This window comes from Leucobacter aridicollis (genome assembly GCF_024399335.1).
GTDB lineage: Bacteria > Actinomycetota > Actinomycetes > Actinomycetales > Microbacteriaceae > Leucobacter > Leucobacter aridicollis_A.
In genome coordinates this window covers 1,613,921-1,638,466 of the sequence record NZ_CP075339.1, presented here as the reverse complement: position 1 = coordinate 1,638,466, position 24,546 = coordinate 1,613,921, and the positions used below count along the sequence as shown (strand labels likewise).

The window sequence follows — 24,546 nt, the reverse complement described above, 5'->3', positions numbered from 1 at the left end:
TACCGGAGCTACCAGAGCTACCGGGCTACCGGGCCTCCGGCAGCCCCACCTTCGGCTTCGCCCACGACCTCCCGGTCGTGTCTTTCAAGATGTCGTACTCGACGTCGACGTGCGGTTCAATCGCGCTGTACTTGTCGTTCGGGGCTCCGATGACGAGCTGGAAGCCGAGTCCCCGCCACGCCCCGATCGCGCGCTTCGTGAAGTGTGCGTCGGCCTTAATCAGGGCCTCGTCGAGGAAGACGGGCGCGTAGCGTGGCCGCTCGGCGTCGGCGTCGCCGAGCTGGTACCGTAGCGCAGCACCGACGATGAAGGCGATGAGCTCCTGCGACTCGCCACCAGATTTCTCGCCGATGTGGTCGTACAGCGCCGCGTGCTGTTTCGTCACTGCGTGCACCTTCTCGGCGCTCACGCGTACGTGGTTGCGCACGTCGACGAGTTCCGCGAAGTCGGGGGCCGAACGCCTGATCCTACCGATGAACTTCTTCATCCGCTCGTACGCCTCCGCGCGATCCTCATCCGACTTCGCTTCGCTAATGAGCGCGCGGACTTCGCGCAGCTCGGCGCGGAACCTGCGCCTCGCCTCCGACTGATTCTCACGCGGTGTGATCTGCAGCCGGTGCTCATCGTCGTAGAACGGCAGATCCTGCATGATGCGGTTGATGGGCTCGATGCGTTCCCTGATTTCACGAAGCGCACGGCTGAGCATCGAGTCGAGGTTTGTCAGGTCGTTGCCCGACAGCTTCAGCAGGCTCTGCTTCCACTCGGCTTCGAGCTCGTGGAGTCCGCTCGTCTCAAGCTCCGAGAGAATCCGCTCGAAGTCGGCGAGCGACGAATCTGGGTCGGCGCGGAGGTTCGGGTTCGGCCAGCTTTCGAGGAACGCCTCGAGAGCTCGCTTCAGGTGCAGCCGCTGTTCCTCGAGCGTGAGCTGCGCGGCGGCTTGGTCCTCCCGCAGCAGGCGCGACGCACTGTCGAGGGCCGCGTCGAACCTGGCGAGGGCCTCAAGCTTGCTGCGTGCGGGCGCACCCGCCGGGCTGTCGAATCGCTCGTCGAGGTAGGCGAGCTGATCAGGATCGAGTCGGCGCTCCGCGTCCTCAGCGTCGTCGACGGCGCGCTGCGCCTCGTCAACCTCGTCGGTGATGTGGGCCCAATCTGTGGCGATCTTCTCCTGACGCGCTTCGGCGCGGCCGAGCGCCTTTTGCAGGTCGGCGAGCTTCTGCTTGAGTTGGCCGATCTGGGCCTTCAGCGGCTCAAGCTTGGGGTTCCCCGACACGAGCTCTGCAACGAGCGCAAGCCATTTGTCGCGCTGCGTTTCAAGCGTCGCCACGTCGACCTGATCCCACGTGAGGTCACTGATCTTCGCGTAGGCTGCGTGTCGCGCATCGAGCGCGTCGAGGGCTGCAGCAGCCTCCTTCTCGGCTTTCGTCGCCGCGGTGAGCCGCGCCGAGAGGTCGCCCGCCTGACCCGCGAGGTCGTCGAGCCTGCGCTGGTTTGAGAAGCCGAGCACGTTCGCGCGGCCGTGGCCACCGTGGGCCCCGCGGGAACCCTGCGACATCTGCCCGCTGATGCTCAGCGCCATGCGGTGTTCCGAGAGAGCCGCGGCGGTGTCAACGCAGACGAAGCCGAACTGCTCCTCGAGCCTGTCCATCAGCCACCCAGTGAACGGGGTGTCACGGAATTCAAGCCTGCCGGGGAGTTTCGCGGAGTCGAGCCGCGCATGCCAGCCGCGATCGGTGTGGGCGCCCTCGTAGCGCAGACGCATCGGGAGCCGCACCTCGTTGATTGCCTGCCGAAACCTGCCGAGGTTCGCGGTGTCGATGAGCAGCGTCGTGGCGAACCCGCCGAGGGCGAGGTTGAACGCTTGGCGCCACGGCTCAAATTCGGTGCGAACCTCGATGAGCTCACCAACGAACGGCAGCTCCTCAATTGGGATCCCCGCTGCGCTGGCAAGCAGCTCGCGGGCCTCGTGGAGATGACCGGGAATGTTTCCGCGGAGCGACTCGGCGCGGCCGCTCTCCTTCGCGAGGTCGGAGACCTGCTCGCGCAGCGCGTTCGTCTTGCCCCGGGCGTCGGCGTAGGCGTCGCGCACCGCGGCCTTCGCGTGCGGGTCGGCGAGCGCGGCCTGGGCACGGCCGATGAGCTGCCTGAATGCTTTCTCCGTGCTCGCGTCTTCACCGATCGGAGCGATTGCCTCGTCGAACCTGCGGCGCGAGGCGCTCACTACCTCGAGCTGCTTCTCAATGATCGAGAGATCACGCTCGGCACGTTCGATCTGGTCGCCGCCGGAGTTTCGGAGCACCTCGACGAGACCCTCGCGTTCAGCTTCAGCCGCCGCCGCCAGCGCCTGCTGTGTGCGCACCTCAGTGTCGGCCGCGGCCTTGTCCTGCCGCAACTCGGCTTCGACGTCGCGCAGGAGCTCGAGCCTGCGCCCGGTCCGCCAGAGCGCCGAGAGTGAGTCTGGGTCGTCGAATCGGCCAATGTCGTCGATGAGGCGCAGCTGATCCGCTGCGGCGAGGATCCGGCCCCGCATGTCGCGGATCGGCCGCAGGGCGCGCACCTGCCGCTGCGCGGTGACCATGCGCATGCGCGTGCTCTCAAGCTCGTCAAAGTGCTCGACGACAGCGTCGGCAGTCGCGAGCGTCTCGGGTTCTTCGAGCACCATCCGCTTGTACAACTCGTCGACTGTCGTGATCTGCTGTCCCGCCTGGATGCGCGCAAGCAGGCTCATCGCCTTCGCCCCGGCGCCTGAGGCGCCGATGCCGAGCACCGAGTGGATCTTCGCCGAGAACTCTCGGTCGGTCGAGTACGTCTCGAGCCCGGCCGCCCGAACAGCGGCGTCGCTCAGCCGCTGAGCCGCCGCTGCCTCAAGGGCGCCAAGGTCGAAAGTCCCGTCGACAGTTGCGCGAACCCGGACCGTGTCCTCGATGATTCGCGCGGTCGCCGGAATGTACCAGGCTCGCAACGCGGTGAATCGCGAACCGTCGTGATCGAGCCAGGTGGCCGCGATCGCAGTCCACGTGTCCTCGCCGTCCCCGCGCAGCACGCGCACCTGCGTCCCCGCATCGGTGCGCGACTCGTCGAGCTTGCCGCGGCCGTAGGACAGGATATTGCGCTGCTCCTCGCCTCGCGAACGACCCGAGACGCCGCCGTTTGAGGCGCCATTGAACGGTGTCGTATGCGGCATCATGAGCGCGATGTAGGCGTCCATGAGCGTGGACTTACCGGATCCTGACCCGCCACACAACAGCGTCGCGCGCGGTGAGAACCGCACCCTGTGTGCGCCGTCGTAGCCGCCCCAGTTCACGAGCTGGAGCTCGTCTGCAACCCACTGCTGGCCGCGCGACTCGGCGGGGATGAGGCCAAAAAGCGTGTCGAGCATGGTCATGATGCGGATTCCTCGTTCTTGTCGGCGGTGTCAGCGACCTGCTCCTTGAGCCACCGCTGCAGCTCACCGAGGCGGTCAGCGCTCAGCACAACCTCGACGAGCGGGGTGACCCGGTAGCGCCCCTCGGACTCTTCGTCGATAATGCCTTCGTTGCGAAGCCGGTTCAGTGCCTTCTCGACCGTCTTCTGGCGTGCTGCCGTATTTCCGTCGCTGTCGGTGAAGTAGCTGAGCACCGTCTGCTCGATCTCCTCGACGTCGATACGCACCGCGGGTTCACCCGCGGTCGACTCGCGCTGGTAGACCGTGCGAAGGTAGACGAGCACGAGCGTCTCAGCGCGGTTGTAGGCCTCGTCGCGCAACAGCACGGGCACCTCGAGCTCCTCGGAGCGGACCTGCTGCTTGTAGGCGACGCCGCGCTCAGGGTCAACGATGAGCCTGATGAACAAATCGTGCAGACGCGACTCGATGACCTGATGGTTCTCGAGCAGCACCGACCAGTCCTCCTTGTGCTTGTCTGCGAAGAGCACTCGGCGTTGCAGAATTCGCACAAGCACGCGCCGAACTGCAGGGTCGAGCACCCCGCGGTCCCCCGCAAAGTACTCCTCGCGGTCACGCTCCATCGGCGCTGGTGCGACGAAACCGTCGCCGAGGTCAGGCATCTCGGCGTCAGGCATCTCGTCTGAACTGATCGTCTCGGCTGGCTCTGGCATCTCACTCATTCGGTTTCACTCTTGGGGTTGTCGCGTCCCGTGCGGGCGGTAACGGCGGCGAACGCGAACTTCCGCGCCGTGCCGTCTGGGCGAATGGCCTCGACAGTCGAGACCCGCTCCCCCTCAGTCATGCCCGCGCGATGCGCGAGCTCAAGCATTCCGAGCAGATCGGCTGGCCGGCGCGTCGCGTCATCGCCAATACTGTCGAACGCTTCGGCAAGGTCGAAGTCCTTGCCGGGAAGGCCCGCAACGTAAGCCTCGAGCTCAACGTAGTTGGGTCCACCCCACGCACGCGTGTCGGCGTCGACGAACTCAGCGGAACTTCGCGCCTCCGCGGCCTCGCTGAGCGGCGCGGGCACGTTTGGTGGCCGCGGATCACTGACAGTCTGGCGAAGGTGGTGGATTCCAGCGCTGGGCAACGCGCGAAGCGGCTCGACGCGGTCTCTGGCGTTCGACTCGGGAACCCAGGCTTGCAACCCCGCCATCACGCTACGCAACAGGCTGTCGACCTCACGATCGCGAATCGGATCGTGCGTGCGCACCTGTGTCGTGATGATGTGAGAGGCCCGGCGCTGTGCGGCCAACACCTCTTCGACGCCCTGCTCCACCCGCTTCGCGATCGCGCGGAGGTCTGATCGCTGCTCGGCACTCATGAGCCGCGCGAACGGCCTGCCAAGGATCGACTGCAGTTGATCGGTGAGCTCCTCAATGTGCACGGGGTCACCGATGAGTTTCAGGGCGCCGGCGAAGGCGCGCCCTTCTGGCGTGGCGTCCATGACGTGCTCTCCGCGCTGCAGGTACTCCCGCAGTACGTCGCCTGTTGGGCGCTCGTCACGCCGAAGCTCGGCGATGACGTCACGCTGCATCGCGTTGATCGACTCTGCGACGCGCACAAAGTCGGCGGGCAGCTCGCGCGCGAGGTGCAGCACGTTCTCCGTGTCCTCGAGCAACTGCTCGTCGTCGATGGGCGTATAGGAGTCGTCGTCATCTTCCAGGCTGGCGAGCTCGGCGTCGATCTCGGCCCTTTCGGCGCGGAGCCGCTCGATGCGTTTCGCGGGGTCAGTCTCTGCGCTCTGGGTGAGCTGCTCGACAGACTCAAGCAGCGTTCGCACGCGCGAGCGCGACACCTTCGCACTGCCGCCACCCGCGCGCCCAGCGATCTCAAGCGCTCCGACTGCCTGAGCCGAGAGCCTATACAGCTCGACGCCGTCTTGGATCTGCGGAACGAGCCATCCGACTCGCGCCCAATACCTGCAGATGTCGCGGCCGGATCCGCTGGGGAGCCGACGCTCGTCGGCGTCGTAGCCCGCTGCCCGAAGCTCGTCGACAAAATTACCGACCTCAACGTGGGCGTCAGAGATCGGCACTGATGGCCGCTCAGCCGTGAACATCCCGGAGAGAACCGAAACGACGAACGGCGCATACCTCCCGTGGAGCAGATCGAGCGTCGGGTTCTTGAAGGCCACCAGCGCACGCTGGAAGGCGATTTCTGAACGAGAGCTTGTCACTTACCAAGGATACCGCTGGGCACGACGCTCCATTGACAGTCGCCACCGCGCAATCGAGCCGACACAGGCCTGGTGCATGATCGACAGCAGGAATAGGAGGCCTCCGGCGCTTATTCGAGTCATCTCCAGATTTGGGCAACCATCCACGCAACGCCAAACAAGATCCCCACCACGGGAATCGCGGTCAGTGCCACCTCGAAAGTCACCGAACCCTCGTCATCGTGATGCGCCAAGCTCGCGTCGCCGGAATCAGCCGTGTTGGCCGACGAACTTGCGGGAAGTCGGCCCGCAATCGCCCGTGCGCCCCACAACGCCAGCAGAGCGGCAACCACAATGAGCGCACCTATTGCCACTTGGGCGTACATCTCGTCATCCTTTGCCCCGCTCGCGACTGCATAGATGAAGACTGGAGTACCGGCAATAAACACTCCGGCTGCGTTGCTCAAGGCCTGAAACATGAAGGCGTTGACGGATCGCACGTTGACGGGAGTCTCGCTCTTGCATTCACACACCATGTTCCCCATTCCACAGCAGAGGCACCATTTCCTGAGAGGTAGTCTTCCACAGCCAAGACCAAGCGGTGACAATTGGAACGACTCTGACCTTTTATCATTCTGGCTGCTGTTTGCTCGCCCGCGCTAGTGTTTGTCACCGAGCTTCAGGGGCAACCTGAGGCCCACATGTGAGACTGCGACGAGTTCGCCGTCCGACAGTCTTCACTTCGGACCGGTAAGGACTCCTTGCAGCTTGACGCTTTGTCGCGCGCCTCCTCCAGTCACACCTTGCGCAGGTGAATCGTGATGTCTTTTCGAGTCGTTCCGAGCAGTTCGGGAATCTGTTGTTGAGTGAGCCACACCGAATCGCGTTCGGGGCGTATCTCAACGCGTTGGACTCCATCAGCCGCTTCTGGCGACTCACTCCGAGCTATCGACCAGCCGCGTACCCTTGCGCTCCACGAGCGTTCGCTGCGGCGGAGAGCGTACCCGTCTGCGGGTCCCGGCCGACGCACGAGAGGCGACCGAGTGACCAGTCCCCCGCCCGCGTAATTCGGTGACCCCGGGCCTCGAGTGCTTCGATAACGTCGTCGCCAAGTCGATCTTCAACGACTACGCCGGCCGGGGTCCAGGTGCGCGGCCAGAACGATTCGGGTACTGCGGTCGTGTGCAGCGCCGGAGCGTCGATCGCCTCTTGCTCGGTGTAGCCACCGACGAGCACGCGCAGCAGGAACAGCAGCTGCCACTGATCCTGCTGGTCTCCGCCGGGCGAACCGAGAGCAAGGACGGGCTCGCCGTCGCGCAACACGAGCGTCGGAGTGAGCGTTGTCCGGGGGCGTTTGCCCGGCGTCAGCGTCGACGGCCCGCCTGGCTCAAGCCACGTCATTTGCAGGCGGGACCCGAGGCAGAAGCCAAGCTCCGGGATCGCGGGCGACGACTGCAGCCATCCGCCAGAGGGCGTCGCAGCCACCATGTTTCCCCAACGATCGACGACGTCGATGTGGCACGTGTCGCCTCTGGTCACTCCCACGTTCGTGACGGTGGGCTCGCCTACGCCAACAGCGGCATCGCCAGCAGCGAGCGCCGGAGGCCGGTACTTCGTGCGGAGGGGCGGCAGGAATGGCGTGTGACCCGGTATCGTGCCCGGCCGAAACTCGGTTGACGCGCGTTCGCCAATCAAGGAGCGGCGCTCTGCGGCGTATTCCTCCGACAGCAGCACGTCAAGGGGGACCTCGTGGTCGCCATAGTACGCCTCGCGGTCGGCATAGGCGAGCTTCTGGGCTTCGATGATGCGGTGTGCTCCGTCGGCCGTCGAGGGGTCGATCTCATGATCGGCAAAGCCTGACAGTATCTGAAGCGTCTGGAGCAACGCAGGCCCCTGTCCCCAGGCCCCTATCCCCATGCCCCGGTCTTCGCGATCGTGGCGCCGCGAAACTCGAGCGTGACGGCTTCCTCGGTGCTCGCCCGGAAGCCCGCGAAGTCCTCGCGAGCGATCACGCCGGCGTGGTCGGTGCCCGAAGCGTGGCGATGCGGACCGCGAACAAACTCGGCAGCGGCTTCGGCGACGAAGCCGTCGGACCACGCGTGGCGAGCTGCTTCAATCCGAGCAACCCTGTCGCCGCCGCCCGGCAACTCAGCTCCAGCAGCAACGAGCCTGTCGAGCGTCCGTGCGTAGGCATCGTTCGTGAGGATCGTGCCGGGCGCAGGTGCCTTCCCGTCAACGAGCCAGAGCTCCGCGGAGGTCGGCCAGTGCTCGACGAACAGTTCCCTCACGCTCTCAATCGTCGTGCTCATACGTGGTAGGGCTTGGTGCCCCTCCCTGGCATATCCAATCGCGAACTCGAGGACGTCCGCCAGCTCCCACGTGCCGTACTCCGCGAGCAGCAGCAGCCAGGCGTCGACCGCGGCCGGCACCGCGGTGGCTAGCGCGCCGGATCCTGGAACGAGCTCTAGGCCAGCTTCGAGGAAGTGCTTGACAGTGGCCCCAGCAGGGGCGCTCCCCTGCCCCATGACCACTCTCGGACCGCTCGAACCTGCGGCATGAATGATACCGGTCATATCGCCACCAGGACCATTGAGATGCGGCTCGACAACGTGCAGCACAAAGGCTCCGGCGACGGCCGCATCGAACGCATTTCCACCACGCTCGAGCACCGCCTGGGCGCTCGCGGTCGCGAGCCAGTGCGTGGACGCGCTCATGCCGAAGGTGCCTTGAAGCGTCGGCCGTGTTGTGAATGCGGGTGGCGGGGTGAATGGCATAGGGCTCACTTTCTCAACCGCAACGGGCGGTGTCATCGGGTCTGTCCCGCCGCAGGCACGCTCAGCGCCCACTCCGCCATCGCGTCGAGCACGGTGCGCAGCTGTTGACCCAACGGCGTCAGCTCGTACTCGACGCGCGGCGGAACCTCGGCGTACACGGTGCGGGTGACGAGCCCGTGCGTCTCGAACTGCCGCAGCCGACTCGTGAGCGTGTGTGGGCTAATGCCGGGCAGCGACTCGCGCAGCTCGCCAAATCGGAGCGGCCCGCGCAGCAGCTCGCGAACAATGAGTGTCGCCCACGGCCCCTCGAGCAGCACGAGAAATCTGGCGACGCCGCACTCCGGAAGTTCAGTTTCCATGAGTTTCACCCTACTCCCATTAGTGCAGTTGATGTAACTGATGCATTGACTGCACTATTGGAACATGACAACAGTTATTCACGGCGCAACAGGCGCCCAAGGCTCCCCCGTCGTCGCTGCCCTCGCCGCTCTCGGCGAGCAGCCCATCGCTCTCAGCCGCGGCGGCAAGCAGGTCGACGGCGCACGCGCGCTCGCGGTCGACGCCACATCGGCGACAGATCTCGCCGCGGTCTACGCGGACGCGGAAGCAGTGTTCGTGCATCTGCCCATGGCGCCGGAGGACGAGCGGCTCAGGATCGCTCACGCCACGATCGCTGCGCTCGAATCGGCGCGCCCCGGCCGGGTCGTCATCTCGACGAGCGGCAGCATCGTGAGCGCGCCGGGCACCCCGCTGCAGGCCCCCAGCGACTCGTCGCTGGCAGTGCTCATCGCTGGCGCGACGGCGACCGGGATCCCGACGGCAGTCGTCGAGCCCCGGCTGTTCCTCGAGAACCTGCTGCTCCCCCACGTGCAGGCAGGCGTGCGCGAGGAGGGCGTGCTCCGTTACCCGGTTCGCCCAGACTTCGCGGTGTCGTGGGCGTCGCACATGGACGTCGCAGCCGCCGTTGCCGCGCTGCTTCGCGACCCATCGGTGACCGGGGTCGTACGTGTCGGCCACGTCCCAGCGGTGACCGGGCCAGAACTCGCCGCCGCGTTCGGGGCGGCGCTCGGCAGCGAGGTGCGATTCGAGCCGGTCACGCCAGCAGCGTTCGGCGCGAGCATTGCTCCGCTTCTCGGAGAGGGAGCCGCGGCGGGCGTCGCCGGGCTCTACACTGCGCTCGGGGCCGAGGCCGACTTCACCTTTGATCCGGCGACGAGCGCCGAGGCGCGAATCGGTGTCGCGCCGATGCCGCTTGCCACGTGGGCACAGGCCGTGACCGCTAGCTGATCGCCTGCCCAATCAGGATCCCTGCGGCCGCGAGCAGCGCACCGGCACCGAGCGTGCCGAGCGCGTTGCCCGCGGCCGCTGCGATCCGCCCGGATTGCGCGAGGCGCACCGTGTCGAGACTCGCTGTGCTCATCGTCGTGAACCCGCCGAGGAGCCCGACTCCGAGGGTCAGCCACAGCAGCGCAGCCGGACCCGCGGAGTGCGCCGCGGCCGAGTCCGCTAGGTCACGTCCGAGCCACCCGACGAGCACGCCAAGCGTGAGAGAACCGGTGAGGTTGACCACGGTGATCCCCCACGGGAAACGCTGGCCCCCGCGCACGTGCGAGTCTCCCCTCTGCGAGCGCGACAGTGACCGCGTCACCCAGGAATCAAGCAGGAAGCGCAGTACCGCGCCGAGCCCGCCGCCGACGGCCACGACAAGTGCAGCCATCACGCGGCGCTCGCAGCCGATAACCGGCGCCCGATTAATACCCCCACAAGTGAAGCAACGCCAGTGCACGCCACGGTGCCGAGCGCAAGGAGCATCGCCGAAAAGACCTCGCCAGACCTCGTGAGCTCGGCGATCCCGACGGCGAGGGCGCTGTACGTGGTGAAACCGCCGCAGAAGCCTGTGCCGAGGGTGAGCTGGAGCCGCGGCCGACGGCCAGCAAAGCCTGCAACCATCAGCCCAAGCAGCAGAGATCCCACGACGTTGATCGCAAAGGTCGAGACATTCGCGTCCCAGGGCAGCGCGTACCCTGTGAGGTAGCGAGTCACAGAACCAAGTGCGCCTCCGATGCCCACAAGCGCAACGTCGCGAGGCCCGGGCACAGCGCTCATATCGCCTTCACCACGCGCGACATGCCGTGGTGAAACCCGCGGTGAGCCAGGGCGCCGCCGATCGGCCCTTCGGGCGCTGTGAGTGCAGAGGCAGGCATCTCAAACCAGACAGTCCAGAAGCCTGCCGCGCCGAGCAGGTCTGCCCCACGCTCAAGCTCATTCACCCACGCCACCGGAGAAGACTCGCCTGCAGCGTCGATCGTGGGTATGGCGACTGTCGCGACGCTCCCGGCGGTGGCCCAGGTATCGTCGCTCTGACCGGTCGCTGTCAGCGCGAGACCGAGCTCCGCAAAAGCGGCGCGGGCATCCCCAGCCTTCGGGGATGCGAGATCCAAGGCCTCGACAGCGTCCGTGGCGGGCGGAAGTGACCTCATCCATGTGACCGAATACGGCCGATACATCGACCGCTCGTAGAACCGCAGTGCGCCGTCGTTGCCGCCCATCACATCGATCGCGACACGCCTGATCCCGCGGGCGCGTGCGTCATCCTCGACACCCCGAACGAGTTCGGTCCCGAGCCCCTTCCCGCGCGTCCCGGGAAGTAAGGAAAGCGTTTCCAATACCTCGACCGGCTCCCCGTCAAGTGTGTCCTCGAAACTTAACGCGTAGCCCACTGGCCTGTCGGTTTCCAGTGCAACCCAGAGCGAGGCGTGCGGTGAGCCAGCCACAGTGTCGAGATAGTGATCGCGGCGCTGAGGCCAGCTTCCCGTCCGGGGCCGCGTCGGCATCCCGGCTGCGCCTGTCGATACGTGGTGATCGAACAGGGCGAGCCACAACTCAGCAAGGGGGCTCGGGTCCGCACGCAGCTCGTCGATCGGATTCAGTCGCTGGATCTCAATCATGCAGTTACCCCGTCTCGTGTCACATTCGTCTCCGCTTCGTGCCTCACCTCCTATTCTGGTGGGTATGGACTCACGGTGGAGAGAAGTAGCGGCCGCAGCAGGACTCACAGCTGAAGACGGGACGACGAAGCCGACAATCTTCGCTGAGATGAGCGCCCTCGCCGCCGCGACCGGTGCCGCGAACCTCGGGCAAGGATTCCCCGACGAAGACGGGCCCGAGTGGGTCCGGGAGGTCGCTGTCGCGGCGATGCGCTCTGGCGAAAACCAATACCCGCCGGGACGCGGATCGCTGGCCCTGCGTGAGTCGATCGCCGCCCACCAACTCCGCCACTACGGTATCGCGCTCGATCCCGAGTCCGAAGTGCTCGTGACCGTCGGCGCGACCGAGGCGCTCACCGCAGCGATCCTTGCGCTCGCTGGCCCCGGCGACGAGGTGGTCACGCTCGAACCGTTCTACGACTCGCACGCCGCGGCGATCGCGATGGCCGGCGCGACGCACGTCACCGTTCCGCTCGCGCCAACCGAGGGCGGGTTCGCGCTCGACCGCGCGGCGCTCGATGAGGCGGTGGGCCCGGCGACCAGGCTGATCCTTGTGAACACCCCGCACAACCCCACCGGCGCGGTGCTTACCCGCGCGGAGCTCGCGGCAATCGCTGAGGCGGCGGCGCGGGCAGACGCGGTTGTTGTTACCGATGAGGTGTACGAGCACCTGACGTTCGACGGGGCCGAGCACGTTCCGTTCGCCACGCTGCCAGGCATGCGCGAGCGCACGATCACTGTTTCCTCATCTGGCAAGACCTTCTCACTCACGGGCTGGAAGATCGGCTGGGCCACTGGACCTGCGCAGCTCATCGAAGCGGTCACCGCGATCAAACAGTTCCTCACTTACTCGGGCGGCGCCCCATTCCAGTCGGCGATCGCCCGGGCGCTGGTCGAGGGCGACGGCGACATCGCTGCGCTCCGGGAGACGCTCGACCACCGCAGGCAGGTGCTGCTCGACAGCCTCACCGAGGTCGGGTTCGGCACTGTCCGCCCCCAGGGCACGTATTTTGTCTGCGCCGACGCGACCCCGTTCCTCACCCGTGATGTGCCCGACGGCGCAGCGTTCGCCCGATGGCTCCCCGCTGAGATCGGGGTCGCGTGCGTGCCGCTCGCGGCGTTCTGCCGCGCGGGGTCGGCAACGGCCAACCGGCTTCGCAACTGGGTGCGCTTCACCTTCGTGAAGGACGACGCAACGCTCGCGACCGCGATCGAACGCCTCGCGGCGCTCCAACTTACGCACGCAGTCGACCGCTCCTGACGCCGCGCCAAAGGATCGGCCACTGCTCAGCGCCAACGCTGCGCGGCAACGCGCGTGACGCGACTCCGGCCTCCTGCAGTGCCCGCGTGGCCGCGCCATGGTCTCCTCCGCATGCTGCGCGCACGGCGGCACCGATTGAGCCGCCCCGTGTGGTGAAGGCGAAGCGCACGAACGCGTCGTATGCACGGCGCTCGGACTCGCGCACCCGCGGTCTGGGGCGCCGCCGGATGGCGAGTATCCCGCCGTCGATGCTCGGCATCGGCGAGAATGCGCGTGCTGGCACGCGACCGTGCAGCTCGAAGCCGAACCAGGGTGCGGCCTGAGCGGTCATCATCGTGCCGCCACCGACGCCCGCGCGTTTGCGCGCGACCTCCCACTGCACGAGGAGGATCGCATCAAGCCACCCGGGCTCCGCGAGCAGGCGGCGAAGGATCGGCGTCGTGAGGTGAAACGGCAGATTCCCGACGATGACGGGCGCTGCGATCGGTACGGTGAGTGCGTCGCCGACACTCACCCGCACCCCCGGCACGGCCCGCGCAAGCCGCGCGACGCGATGTTCATCGATGTCTACCGCGGTGAACGGCCGGCGGAGCCGCGCAAGCGGCAACGTGAGGGCGCCGTCGCCCGCGCCGAGCTCGAGTATCGGCCCTCGCGTGGAGGCAGTAAGCCCGGCAATGCGGTCGATTGTCGGTCGGTGGATGAGAAAGTTTTGGCCGAGCTCGTGTCGGCCGCCGTGATGTGAACGAGGCATGGGTGCACTCCAGAAGAAACGTTGTGGAGCGCCACAGGGGCAGGTGCACCATGTACACCACTTCACCCCCGAGGCGCTGAGGGCTCTCGGAGGACGACGCGCGGAGCGAAGGTGCGGCGCGCCGTTAGGCGCGGCGCCGCCGCGTGCTACGTGCGTACGCCACTGCGCACGCACGAATCAATGTACCCATGTGGGCTACCCTACCGCGGCCAGAGCGGAGCTGGCTAGAACAGCGTCGGCTGCGGGTCTGGCGCGGCCGCCTTCGGCGCACCCGCCACCGGCCCGGCCGCGACGAGCGCCGCGGAGAGTTCTTCCGACGCGCGGACCGCCCGGTCCACGAGCGACGCATCGCCCTGCCTGGCCGGGTCGAGCCACTCGTCGTGCAGCGATGCGGGAAGCACGAGGGGCATCCGGTTGTGCACTCGAGCGGCATCGGCGACTGCCTCGCGCGTCACGATCGAGTAGCTCGTGAGCGCCTCCTCCGCAGTGGGTGCGGTGATCGCGGCGATCCCAAACGGCTCGCCCCCGGGCAGCTCGAACCGCACGCCCTTCTCGACGTACCAGCTCGCGGGCGCGAGCGCCCGGTGTTGGAACGGTTCACGCCAGCTCGCAAGCAGCCGGTCCGAGCGCGAGTTGAACGCGTTGAACTTCGCGGGCTGGCCGCCCACGTGAAGCCACCACCACGCGAGCTCGGCCACGGGGCCTGTCTCCCCGTGCCGAATGATCGGGTTGAGATTCCGCGCGTTCCGGCCGGTGATCTTCGCCTCGCCATGCTGCTCGTCGAGCCATCGGCGCACGAGCTCGAGCTGATCGTCGTCGCGGCCCGGCACGAACGCGAGCACGCCGACTCGCTCCCCCGTGGTCGAGGTCGGTCCGCGCAGCTCAAGTCCGTATCCGGCGCACATGCGGCAATGCTACCCCTGGGCGGGGCCAACCCGCCGAACAAGCGTCGTCAGCCTCGCGTCGTCACTTGCGAAGCGGTCGGCGGTCTCACGGATGAGCGCGTGCATCGCCGCCCCGGCGTGGGTCGGCGTCATGTCGTACCTGCGGGCGATGCTGACGGTGCGGGAGATGCCTGGCCCTGCGAGCGGGGCGACCCGCAGCGTCGGCCGCTCTACCGCAACCATCGCTGGCACAACAACGACGCCGAGGCCGCGCTCGGCGAAGCGCAATGCCGCGTCCATCTCAACGCCTTCGACCGCGACTGTCGGAGTGAGGCCCTGGGCGCGAAACTCTGCGTCGAGTGCGGCGCGCAGATCATAATTCTTGGGGAACATGATTTGCGGTACAGCGGCGAGGGCCGCGAGGTCTACTGGCGCCGCGAGGGCGGCAGGCCAGGGGGCGTCAGCGCTCGCCGCGACGACGAGCTGCTCAGAGAGGAGCGGCTCCCGCTCAAGCACTGCCCTCCCCGACTCGGACGACACGCTCGTCACGATGAGCGCCAAGTCGAGCTGCCCCTCAACGAGGGCCGAAATGAGGCTGCGAGAGCCGCGCTCGAGGATCTCGATGTCGATCCCTGGGTACCGAGCGCTGTACTGCGCCACAACCTCGACGACGAGGCTCGTGCAGAGCGTCGGGGTGGCGCCCAGCCTGATCCTGCCGCCCTGGAGTCCCGCGAGTTCGGCCATCGCCGCGGCAGCGGTCTCCGCGTCGGCGAGCATGCGCTTCGCGATCGGAAGCAGCCGCTCGCCCGCGGCGGTGAGCGAGACGTTGCCACGCGCACGGTGGAACAGTTCGACGCCGAGCTCGGCCTCGAGCGTGGCGATCTGACGGGACAGCGACGGCTGAGTCACGTGGAGCCCCTCTGCGGCTCGGGTGAAGTGGCTCGTGCGCGCGACCTCGGCAAAGCCACGCAGTTGCTCAAGATTCATGAGCATAGCCTACGCGCATCGTCACGATGATAACTATTCATTGGATGTATCGAGCGTCAGTATCTAGCGTTGCTCTCATGACTGCACCAGGCACACACGAACGACTCATCTCAACCTCCGCTCTCGTCATCGGTACGGGCGGTGCGGGCCTCCGCGCCTCAATCGAACTCGGCGAGCGAGGAGTGCAGGTGCTCGCGGTCGGCAAGCGCCGCAAGCACGACGCCCACACCACCCTCGCCGCGGGCGGCATTAACGCCGCGCTCGGCACAATGGACCCCGAAGACAGCTGGGAGCAGCACGCCGCAGACACACTGCGGGAATCGTACTTCCTTGCCGATCCGCACATTGTCGAGATTGTCGCGAAGAACGCCGCGCAGGGCATCGAGGATCTTGAGCGCTGGGGCATGCCGTTCGCGCGCGAGGCCGACGGGCGGATCAGCCAGCGCTTCTTCGGAGCGCACCTCTACCGGCGCACCTGCTACGCGGGCGACTACACCGGCCTCGAGATCCAGCGCACCTTGCTCCGCCGCGCCCAGGAACTCCAGGTACCGATCATCGACTCGATCTACATCACCCGGCTGCTCGTCGGCGACGGTCGCGTCTTCGGCGCGTATGGCTTCGACATCGTCGATGGAACCCCCGTCGTGATCCACGCCGACGCCGTCATTCTCGCGGCCGGCGGCCACACGCGCATCTGGCGCAACACATCCTCGCGGCGCGACGAGAACACGGGCGACTCGTTCAGGCTCGCCGCCCTCGCCGGCGCGAAGATCCGCGACGCCGAGCTCGTCCAGTTCCACCCGTCAGGCATCCTCGAGCCAGCCGACGCAGCAGGCCTGCTCGTCTCAGAGGCCGCCCGCGGGGAGGGCGGGATCCTGCGCAACGCACTCGGGGAGCGTTTCATGGAGAAGTACGACCCGGAGCGGATGGAGCTCTCGACCCGCGACAGGGTCGCACTCGCAAGCTACACCGAGATCATCGAGGGGCGCGGCACCACGAACGGCGGCGTCTTCCTCGACGTCTCGCATCTGCCGCGCGAGCTGATCCTCGAGAAGCTCCCCCGCGTGTACCGCAACCTCATCGACCTGCAGATGCTCGACATCACGCAGCGCCCCATCGAGATCGCGCCGACAGCGCACTACTCGATGGGCGGAGTGTGGGTGAGCGCCGAGGAGCACGCGACGGGCGTTGACGGACTGTACGCGATTGGCGAGGCCGCGAGCGGGCTACACGGGGCCAACCGCCTCGGCGGCAACTCGCTCATTGAACTGCTCGTCTACGGCCGGCTCACAGGCGGTGACGCGGCGAGCTACATTTCCGGGCTCACGAGCATCACCCGCGACCCCGCCGCGGTCGCCGAGGCCCGCCAGGAGATGCAGCAGCTCCTCACTGGCGCCGGCGAGGAAAGCCCTCGTTTGCTCCAGCGCCAATTGCGCAACCTCATGACCGAGCACGCTGGCGTTGTGCGCAGCGAGGAGGGCCTCACCGCCGGCCTCGAGAAGCTCGACGAACTCGGGGAGCGAGTCGCGAACCTTACGGCGCACCCCGACATCGCGGGCTTCGACGATCTCGCTCACGCGTTCGACATGTACGGCTCCATGCTCGCCGCCCGCGCGACACTCGAGAGCGCGCGTGAGCGCCGTGAGACGCGCGGCGCCCACAACCGCTCCGACTTCCCCGAGCAGAACGCGGCTCTGCGTGGCAACATGGTGTGGACCCCCGATGCTGGCGTCACGTTCGAGCCAGCCGCCGAGGCCCCGGACTCGTTCCGCGCGCTCGCGGAGCAGGGCATCGACGACTCGCCAGCGGGCAAGCTCGCCGAGTAGCCGGGCCTGTCGGAGCCGCTCGGGGCGACCCGAGCGACTCCGGCACGCCGGTACTCCTAGAAGTGGGTGCCGCCGTCGATCCGCACTTCCGTCCCCGTGATGAACTTGCCGTCCGAGCTCGCGAGCATTGCAACAACACTCGCGACCGATTCGGGGCCCGCGTATCCAGTTCCGAGGACCGGGCTCAGCTTCATGAACAGCGACATGTCCGCGTCCTCGGGCAGTCCCGGCCCGCGGTTCTGACCGCTCGCACCGGAACCGTCGGTCATGCCGGACGAGATCGAGCCGGGCTGCACCGAGGTGAACCGAATGCCGTCTTTCGCGTATTCCGACGCGAGCGCGTGGGTCATCGACTGCACGCCACCCTTCGACGCCGCGTACGCCGCCATGTACGGGTGGGCGAAGTCCGCCGAGGTTGAGCTAAAGTTCACGACCGCGGCGTCAGTGCCCTGCGTGAGGGCCGGGATTGCCTCGCGTATCACCGTGAACGCGCCGACGAGGTTCACGCCAAGCACCTGTTCGAACTCCGCGACGCTCGTCTCGTGCGTATGAGAGGACCGGAGGATGCCGGCGGCGTTCACAAGCACGTCGAGTCCACCCAGCCACTCGATGGCGGCCGCAACGCCGGCCCGCACCGACTCCTCCTCGGCGACGTTCAGCACCACCGTCGAGAGCCTGTCCGCGCTGGCACCTGCCTTCTGGGCCGTGTCAGCGAGACCCGCCTCACTCATATCTGCGGCGACGACCCGGCCGCCCTCCGCGAGCATGCGCAGCACGGTCGCTTGGCCGATGCCTGATCCGCCGCCGGTCACGAGCGCGCGGCGATTCTCGTAGCGATTCATGGGGGTTCCTCTCATTCGGTCAGCCACCGTCGACCGACGCATGGCACGTCATGCCACTATGGCACATCATGCCATAGACTGACCTCATGCACCTCCCGGACGCACTCACGCCCGCCACCAGCGAGACCCAACCTCAGACCCTCGCTGAACGCCGCCGTGAGGAAACGAGACTGGAGATCGCCCGGGCTGCCGCCGGGCTCTTTGCCGAGCACGGCCCGCAGCACGTCACGGCGGAGGCGATCGCCCAAGCCGCGGGCATCTCGCTTCGGACGTTCTACAGGCACTTCTCGGCGAAGGAAGATGCGATCACCCCGCTCCTGACGTCGGGAGCTGACAACTGGGTGCGGCTGCTCGCCGACGCTCCCGAGCGCGACCCGCTCACGCTGTTTCCGCGCCTCATCGACGAGGTCCTCCTCCCCCAAACAGCGGCCGACCGCGAGGAGCTTCGCGTCACCCGCGGCGTGCTCCGCAGCATCACCGAGACGCCGCTCCTCCGCGCCGTCTGGCATCGGGTGAATGCCGATTCTGAGGCGCGCCTCCGCCCGATCCTGAGCGAGTTATGCGGCCCCGGCATCGACCCGCTCAACGTCAGAATCCTCGCGACGGTCGCGTCAGACGCGATCAGGCTCGGGCTCGAGCACTGGGCGGCTGGTGACGCCGATCCTGACGGCGCAGAAGGCGTCCCCGCGGCGATCGCGCAACAGGTCTTTGCCCGCCTCTCCCGAGGCCTCGCCGCATAGCGCCACGCCCGGCGTGCTATTCTGTCCCGCATGGAGATGATTGAGGTGGATGGCATCTAGCCTCCGCGCTACCGCCGCCGTCCGCACTATTGGGCACTGCCCCGTGCGTTGACCGCCCCGTAGCGATTCGCTGCGAACCTCCACGCCCGCTCGGCGCTCCCCACTGTTTTGGGTATCTGTTGAACGCCAGGACGCTCGGTTCGCTCGCCCGTTTCGGGCACGCAGTTCGAACACGATTCCGGCGACCCCACAGTCCGCCGAGGAAAGAGGGGACCCCTCACCATGTTGCATTCAGCACCCAACGCACAGGCCCAGAAGTCTGCAATCACACTCCGCGATGTCACGCTGGAGTGGCCCGACGGCTCCGTCGCACTCGATCGCGTGAGCGGCTCGTTCCTGCCCGGCCGCACCGGGCTCGTCGGCAGAAACGGCGCCGGCAAGTCGACGCTGCTCCGACTCATCGCGGGCGAGCTCGCCCCAACGTCGGGCCACATCGACACCGCCGGCGACGTCGGATACCTCGCGCAAACGCTCACGCTCGCAGGCGACGCGACGATCGCGGACCTGCTCGGCATTCACGACACCCTCGCCGCAATCCGAGCCGTCGAGTCGGGCGACGTGGCCGAGGCGCACTTCGACGCGATCGGCGACGACTGGGATATCGAGTCGCGCGCGGACGAGGCGCTCGGCCGCATCGGTTTCGCGGCGAGCGATCTGGATCGCCGCGTCTCCGAGGTCTCTGGCGGGGAGGCCATGCTCATCGCGATCACGGGGCTCAGCATCCGCCGCACGGCGATCACCCTGCTCGACGAGCCGACGAACAACCTCGACCGGCCGACGCGCTCCCGGCTTGCCGAACTCGTCGACGAATGGCCGGGCACGCTCGTCGTCGTGAGCCATGACCTCGAGCTCCTCGAGCGCATGGAACACACGACTGAGCTCCACGCGGGGACACTCACGACATTTGGCGGACCCTACAGCGAGTGGCAGGCGCATCTCGAGCAGGAGCAGGCGGCTGCACAGCAGGCGGCACGGTCCGCGCAGCAGACGCTAAAGGCCGAGAAGCGTCAGCGGGTTGAGGCGGAGACAAAGCTCGCGCGTCGCGAGCGCACCGCGAAGAAGACCCAGAAAGACGGGGGCATACCGAAGATTCTCCAGGGAAGGCGGGCAAGTAGCGCCCAGGAGTCCGCCGGGGCTATGCGCGGCGCGCTCGACGACAAGGTTCGCGCCGCACAGTCTGCGCTCGACGCGGCAGACGCGCGGGTTCGAGAGGACGAGCACATCCACCTCACCCTCCCGGACCCGGGGGTTCCGCGAGGCCGGCGGATAGCCGAATTTGCGGACGGCGGCCGCACTGTCGTCGTGCAGGGGCCCGAGCGTGTCGCCCTCGTCGGTGCGAACGGCAGCGGCAAATCGACACTCATAGCCCAGTTGCTCGGGCAGCGAGAGGGTGATCCGGATCGCCCTGCGGCGCGGCTCGTGACCGACACCGTCGGCTATCTGCCGCAGCGGCTCGACGGCCTCGTGGACAATGAGAGCGCGATCCAGAACGTGCAGCGCGTCGCGCCCGGCACCGAGCAGGGAGCGATCCGCAACCAGCTCGCCCGGCTTTTGCTCCGCGGCGACGCTGTCGACCGGCCCGTGCGCACCCTCTCGGGCGGCGAACGGTTCCGCGTCTCGCTCGCGACCCTGCTGCTCGCCGACCCGCCTGCGCAGCTGCTCGTGCTCGACGAGCCGACAAACAACCTCGACATTGCGAGCGTCGCCCAACTCGCCGAGGCGCTCGATGCCTACAGGGGCGCGCTGCTCGTGGTGAGCCACGACTTCGGGTTCCTTCGGCGCATCGGCATCGATACGGTGCTCGCACTCGACGAGGAGGGGCGTATGACGCAGCTCCCCGAGCTGCCTGAGTAGCTCGGCGCGGGCCTAACCGCGTGCGCGGCCGCCGCGCTCGACCGTTCGCAGGAACGCGAGCGCGGCGGGCGACGGGTTGAACTCACTCCAAGCGAGGTACTCGACTCTTCCCGGCCCGTCGGTGAGTTCGACTGTGGCGATGCCTGCCATGTCGGCAACGAGGGCGGGTGCAAGGAGAGCGACGACGAGGCCGTGCCGAATGAGCTCCACGATAATGCCCATGTCCATCACCTCGAAGGCGACCTCACGGCGCACTCCTGCCGCTTCGAACGCGAGATCGGACTGCGCGCGCCCCGGGGTACTCACTGGGAAGTCGACGAAGGTCTCTTCGGCAATGTCGGCGAGACTCACCCGCCCCCTGCCAGCGAGCGGGTGCTGCTCTCCCACGACGGCGACGAAGCGCTCGCGGACAAGCTCGCGGTGGGCGACTCCTTTCGGGGGCGAGTCGTCTGGAAGCCCGAGCACGGCGATGTCCATCCTGCCCGCAGCAATCGCCGCGACGAACTCGTTGCTCCCACCGCCACGCAGCGCGATCTGCACGGCGGGGTGCGAGCGGTGAAACTCAGCAAGCGCTGCGGGCGCGTCGAGCGCGGTCACGGTCGGGATCAGCCCAATCGTCAGGGTGCCGCGCACCTCGCCGGCTGCCGAGGCGGCGTCTGCGATGGCGCGCTCAGCCGATTCAAGGCTCGCGCGGGCGTGCGGCAGAAAGGCCTCGCCGGCGGCGGTGAGTTCCACCCGGCGGCTCGTGCGCGCGAACAGCCGCACCCCGAGTTCGCGCTCGAGCGCCTTCACCTGGTGGCTCAGGGCCGATTGGACGACGCGACAGCGTTCCGCCGCGCGGGTGAAGTTCCGCTCCTCAGCGACCGCGACCACGTATCGCATCTGCTGCAGCTCCATACGATTAATGATCTCATTTCATGAATGCAATCACAATTATGCGTTGGACTGATTGACCGGGCGCGAGGACGATGGAAGCGTGAACAGCCCATCAGTATCACCAGCTCCGCTGGCCGCCGCCTCTCGGCCCCGCACTTCGCTCATCGCGCTCACCGCTCTCGCCCCGGCGATCTGGGGCACGACCTACCTCGTGACGACGCACCTGCTTCCCGACGGCCACCCGCTCTTCGCCGCGCTCATGCGGTCACTCCCCGCGGGTCTCATCGCGCTGCTTATCACCCGGACGCTCCCGCGGGGATCCTGGTGGTGGAAGAGCCTTGTGCTCGGCACTTTAAACATGGCTGCCTTCTTCCCGCTGCTCTTCATCTCGGCGCAGCACCTCCCAGGCGGCGTCGCCGCGACGCTCGGCGCAGGCCAGCCGATCATCGTCGCATTTCTCGCGGTCGTAATCCTCGGTGAGCGGCTCTCCGGCTGGCGTCTTGGCTGGGGCATCGTCGGCGTCGTCGGCGTCGGCCTCGTCGTTCTCGGTCCTGGTGCCGGGTTCTCCCCCGTCGGCATCCTCGCGGGGCTTGCCGGCACCTTGTCGATGGGCACGGGGGTCGTCCTTACGAAGCGCTGGGGCAGGCCCGAGGGCGTCTCGGCGATGGCGCTCGCCGGCTGGCAGCTCACCGCGGCCGGCCTAGTGATCGCCGGGCCCGCGCTCATCATCGACGGCGTCCCGCCCGTGGTCGACGCGGCGGCGGCGTGGGGGTACGCCTGGCTTGCTGTGTTCGGGGCGCTGGCGAGCTACACAATCTGGTTCTCGGGAATCAGGCAGCTGCCCGTGACCTCGACCGCTCTGCTCGGGCTACTGTCGCCACTCGTCGCCGCCGCACTAGGCGTTCTCGTCGCTGGCGAGTCGCTCGCACCCGTGCAGCTCGTCGGCTTCGGCGTCGCCCTCGCCGCGATGCTCGCGGGGCAGCTCGCGCCTCCGACGCGCGGTCAGCTGCGCACGACAGCCAGCCCCGGCGGCGGCATCAGCCCGCGACGCCCCGCAGCACCTCGGACCGCAGCACGCGAACGATCCGATCGAGCGTCTCGCCAGGAAGCGGGCCTGCAAGGCTGAACCGAACGGCGGTCTGCGCAAGCTCGTCGGAGACACCCAGCGCGAGCAGCACCGGAGAGGGCTCGGACTTGCCCGCAGCACAGGCCGAGCCTGAGGACACCGCGAGCCCTGCAGCATCGAGCGCAACGAGCATCGATTCCCCGCTCACCCCCTGCACGGTGAACGAGGCGTGGCCGGGCAGCCGCTCCGTCGGATGCCCGGTGAGCCGGGCGCCGGGCACCTCAGCGAGGATCCTGTCGGTGAGCGCGTCCCGGCTCTCCATGAGCGCGAGCGCCGACGCCCCGATCTGCGCGGTGGCCGCGCCGACCGCCGCGGCGAACCCCGCGATTCCGGCGACGTTCTCGGTGCCGGATCGAGCCCCGCGCTCCTGCCCGCCGCCGTGGATGATTGGTTCGAGCCTGAGCCGGTTTCGAGCGACGAGTGCGCCGACGCCCTGGGGGCCGCCAAACTTGTGCGAGGCGACACTCAGCGCGTCGACGGCGCCGCCAGGCCACGCGTCCCCCTCGCTCACCGAAACGGGGAGCGATGCCGCAGCCTGCACCGCGTCAGTGTGCACGATCGCCCCGACCTCACCCGCGAGAGTCGCGAGCGCCGGCACGTCCTGCACAGTGCCGACTTCGCCGTTCGCGAGGCCAATCGAAACCAGCGTCGTGTCGGGTCGAAGGGCTCCGCGGAGATCGGCGGGGCTCACTCGGCCCTCACCATTGACGGGCAGCACCGTGAGTTCGAAGCCAAACACCCGCTCAAGGTACCGGCACGATTCAAGCACTGATGAGTGTTCGATAGCGGTGGTGACGAGGTGCCGACCGCGGGGGGTGGCGAGGGCGAGCCCCACAATCGCGAGCGAGTTCGCTTCCGTCCCGCCCGACGTGAAGATCACGTCAGCGGGCCGGGCGCCAAGTGCCGCGGCAATGCGCGCGCGTGCCGCCTCAATCTCCTCGCGCGCGCGGAACCCGGGCGAGTGCACGCTCGATGCGTTCGCCTGTCCTCCGGTGAACACCCGCAGCATTGCGTCGAGTGCTTCCGGCCGCAACGGAGCAGTCGCCGCTGCGTCGAGATAACCGCCAGGGTGGGCGCCGCCGCCTGTTCCGCCAGCGTTCATTCGGCGTCAAGCCCGAGGTCGAGCGCCCGCGCCCCGTGTGTGAGCAACCCGACCGAGATCACATCGACGCCGGTCTCCGCAATGCCAGCCACCGTGTCAAGATTCACGCCGCCGCTCGCCTCTGCGAGCGCCCGGTCACCGATGAGAGCCACCCCCGCGCGAAGGTCTTCGAGGGAGAAATTGTCGAGCAGCACCCCCGTCGGGTTTGCGGCGAGCACCGCTTCGATCTGGTCGAGCCTGTCGACCTCCACAACGATCGACGTCGTGTGCCCAGCTCTGGCCCGCAGCGTCGCGAGCGCGGCCGTCGTCGTCGCCGCGTCGACCGCCCCGAGGGCCGCCAGATGGTTGTCTTTCACCATGATCGCGTCAGAGAGACCGAAGCGGTGGTTCGATCCCCCGCCGGCGGCCACCGCGTGCTTCTCGAGGGCCCGGAGGCCCGGAGTCGTCTTCCGGGTGTCAGCGATCCGCGCACCCGTGTGCGCGACGAGAGCGACGAACGTCGACGTGAGCGTCGCGATGCCGCTCAAGCGCTGGCTAAAATTCAGTGCCACCCGCTCACCAGTGAGCACCCCGCGTGCCGGACCAGCGATCCGCGCGAGCACATCGCCCGCGATGAAAGCGGTTCCCTCCGGCGCGAGATCGGTCACGCCGATCCGGTCGTCGACCTGCCTGAAGGTCTCAAGGATCAGCGGCCCGCCCGCGAACACTCCCGACTCGCGCGCAACGAGTACCGTCGTGATTCTCGCATCCTCAGGAATCGCGAGCGCGACAGTCAGGTCGCCCCACGGGGCGTCTTCAGCGAGGGCGCGCCCAACGACATCAGAAACGATTTGCGGGGTAAGCACGTGGCAGCTCCTCGGGGTTGTGGCGTGAGCGTTGCGCTCAGGTGAATGTGGG

General features: G+C 67.6%; 21 protein-coding genes and 1 pseudogene. 6 read left to right on the top strand and 16 right to left on the bottom strand.

The window, feature by feature from the left end; all coding sequences use genetic code 11:
• Positions 1-25: 25 nt before the first annotated feature.
• The 6 genes and pseudogenes from KI794_RS07335 to KI794_RS07310 form a co-directional block, all read right to left on the bottom strand.
• A complete protein-coding gene (locus tag KI794_RS07335; RefSeq protein ID WP_119279491.1) occupies positions 26-3,382 on the bottom strand; it encodes an ATP-binding protein in 3,357 nt (1,118 codons plus the stop codon).
• Complete coding sequence (locus KI794_RS07330) at positions 3,379-4,041, bottom strand: DUF4194 domain-containing protein (protein ID WP_370647884.1); 663 nt, start codon at positions 4,039-4,041, stop codon at positions 3,379-3,381. Before KI794_RS07330 ends, KI794_RS07335 begins: the two co-directional genes overlap by 4 nt.
• 56 nt (positions 4,042-4,097) lie before the next feature.
• Positions 4,098-5,600, bottom strand: coding sequence for a DUF3375 domain-containing protein (locus tag KI794_RS07325; RefSeq protein ID WP_119279489.1), 1,503 nt, complete (start codon positions 5,598-5,600; stop codon positions 4,098-4,100).
• 119 nt (positions 5,601-5,719) lie between these two features.
• Positions 5,720-6,124, bottom strand: coding sequence for a hypothetical protein (locus KI794_RS07320; RefSeq protein WP_119279486.1), 405 nt, complete (start codon positions 6,122-6,124; stop codon positions 5,720-5,722).
• 400 nt (positions 6,125-6,524) lie between these two features.
• Positions 6,525-8,353 (bottom strand): annotated as a pseudogene (locus KI794_RS07315) (gamma-glutamyltransferase family protein).
• Positions 8,354-8,385: 32 nt separating this feature from the next.
• Positions 8,386-8,712 (bottom strand): winged helix-turn-helix transcriptional regulator, encoded by a 327-nt coding sequence (locus tag KI794_RS07310; RefSeq protein WP_119279482.1) that lies wholly within the window; start codon positions 8,710-8,712, stop codon positions 8,386-8,388.
• Positions 8,713-8,776: 64 nt separating this feature from the next.
• Between KI794_RS07310 and KI794_RS07305 the strand changes: the two genes are divergently transcribed.
• Complete coding sequence (locus KI794_RS07305) at positions 8,777-9,640, top strand: SDR family oxidoreductase (protein WP_255809642.1); 864 nt, start codon at positions 8,777-8,779, stop codon at positions 9,638-9,640.
• On the opposite strand, the gene KI794_RS07300 is transcribed toward KI794_RS07305, so the two are convergent.
• From KI794_RS07300 to KI794_RS07290, 3 genes are read right to left on the bottom strand one after another with little or no spacing between them, the layout of a single operon-like run.
• Positions 9,633-10,070 (bottom strand): fluoride efflux transporter FluC, encoded by a 438-nt coding sequence (locus KI794_RS07300; protein ID WP_119279479.1) that lies wholly within the window; start codon positions 10,068-10,070, stop codon positions 9,633-9,635. The genes KI794_RS07305 and KI794_RS07300 overlap by 8 nt on opposite strands.
• Entirely contained in the window at positions 10,070-10,459 is a 390-nt protein-coding gene (locus KI794_RS07295; protein ID WP_119279477.1) for a fluoride efflux transporter FluC, read from the bottom strand. The genes KI794_RS07300 and KI794_RS07295 overlap by 1 nt, the downstream gene beginning before the upstream one ends.
• Entirely contained in the window at positions 10,456-11,301 is an 846-nt protein-coding gene (locus KI794_RS07290) for a GNAT family N-acetyltransferase (RefSeq protein ID WP_255809639.1), read from the bottom strand. Before KI794_RS07290 ends, KI794_RS07295 begins: the two co-directional genes overlap by 4 nt.
• Before the next feature lie 64 nt (positions 11,302-11,365).
• Here KI794_RS07290 and KI794_RS07285 point away from each other — a divergent pair, with 64 nt between their 5' ends.
• Positions 11,366-12,601, top strand: a complete 1,236-nt coding sequence (locus KI794_RS07285; protein ID WP_255809637.1) for an aminotransferase class I/II-fold pyridoxal phosphate-dependent enzyme — start codon at positions 11,366-11,368, stop codon at positions 12,599-12,601.
• Here KI794_RS07285 and erm read toward each other — a convergent pair.
• The 3 genes from erm to KI794_RS07270 all read right to left on the bottom strand — a co-directional run bounded on the left by erm (position 12,576) and on the right by KI794_RS07270 (position 15,223).
• A complete protein-coding gene (erm, locus tag KI794_RS07280; protein ID WP_119279473.1) occupies positions 12,576-13,352 on the bottom strand; it encodes a 23S ribosomal RNA methyltransferase Erm in 777 nt (258 codons plus the stop codon). The two genes, KI794_RS07285 and erm, sit on opposite strands and share 26 nt — an antisense overlap.
• Positions 13,353-13,576: 224 nt before the next feature.
• Positions 13,577-14,257 carry an SOS response-associated peptidase family protein gene (locus KI794_RS07275; protein WP_255809635.1) on the bottom strand — a complete coding sequence of 227 codons (681 nt, stop codon included), beginning with the start codon at positions 14,255-14,257 and terminating at the stop codon, positions 13,577-13,579.
• A gap of 9 nt (positions 14,258-14,266) precedes the next feature.
• Entirely contained in the window at positions 14,267-15,223 is a 957-nt protein-coding gene (locus KI794_RS07270; protein WP_255809634.1) for a LysR family transcriptional regulator, read from the bottom strand.
• Between the two features lie 77 nt (positions 15,224-15,300).
• Here KI794_RS07270 and KI794_RS07265 point away from each other — a divergent pair, with 77 nt between their 5' ends.
• Positions 15,301-17,049 carry an FAD-binding protein gene (locus KI794_RS07265; RefSeq protein ID WP_119279469.1) on the top strand — a complete coding sequence of 583 codons (1,749 nt, stop codon included), beginning with the start codon at positions 15,301-15,303 and terminating at the stop codon, positions 17,047-17,049.
• 56 nt (positions 17,050-17,105) lie between these two features.
• On the opposite strand, the gene KI794_RS07260 is transcribed toward KI794_RS07265, so the two are convergent.
• Positions 17,106-17,891, bottom strand: coding sequence for an SDR family NAD(P)-dependent oxidoreductase (locus KI794_RS07260; protein WP_255809633.1), 786 nt, complete (start codon positions 17,889-17,891; stop codon positions 17,106-17,108).
• An 86-nt stretch (positions 17,892-17,977) separates the two neighbouring features.
• Here KI794_RS07260 and KI794_RS07255 point away from each other — a divergent pair, with 86 nt between their 5' ends.
• Positions 17,978-18,631 (top strand): TetR/AcrR family transcriptional regulator, encoded by a 654-nt coding sequence (locus KI794_RS07255; RefSeq protein ID WP_119279465.1) that lies wholly within the window; start codon positions 17,978-17,980, stop codon positions 18,629-18,631.
• A gap of 282 nt (positions 18,632-18,913) precedes the next feature.
• The gene (locus KI794_RS07250; RefSeq protein WP_255809632.1) at positions 18,914-20,545 is read left to right on the top strand and encodes an ABC-F family ATP-binding cassette domain-containing protein; all 1,632 of its coding nucleotides are present in this window, start codon (positions 18,914-18,916) and stop codon (positions 20,543-20,545) included.
• Between the two features lie 12 nt (positions 20,546-20,557).
• Here KI794_RS07250 and KI794_RS07245 read toward each other — a convergent pair whose 3' ends face one another.
• Positions 20,558-21,442 (bottom strand): LysR family transcriptional regulator, encoded by an 885-nt coding sequence (locus KI794_RS07245; RefSeq protein WP_255809631.1) that lies wholly within the window; start codon positions 21,440-21,442, stop codon positions 20,558-20,560.
• Between the two features lie 79 nt (positions 21,443-21,521).
• Between KI794_RS07245 and KI794_RS07240 the strand changes: the two genes are divergently transcribed.
• Positions 21,522-22,547: an EamA family transporter gene (locus KI794_RS07240; RefSeq protein ID WP_255809630.1), complete on the top strand. Its 1,026-nt coding sequence runs from the start codon at positions 21,522-21,524 to the stop codon at positions 22,545-22,547.
• Here the strand turns inward: KI794_RS07240 and KI794_RS07235 are convergent.
• Both KI794_RS07235 and nadC read right to left on the bottom strand, forming a co-directional pair.
• A complete protein-coding gene (locus KI794_RS07235) occupies positions 22,459-23,649 on the bottom strand; it encodes a cysteine desulfurase family protein (protein WP_255809629.1) in 1,191 nt (396 codons plus the stop codon). The two genes, KI794_RS07240 and KI794_RS07235, sit on opposite strands and share 89 nt — an antisense overlap.
• A complete protein-coding gene (gene nadC / locus KI794_RS07230; protein WP_255809628.1) occupies positions 23,646-24,494 on the bottom strand; it encodes a carboxylating nicotinate-nucleotide diphosphorylase in 849 nt (282 codons plus the stop codon). Before nadC ends, KI794_RS07235 begins: the two co-directional genes overlap by 4 nt.
• Positions 24,495-24,546 lie beyond the last annotated feature (52 nt).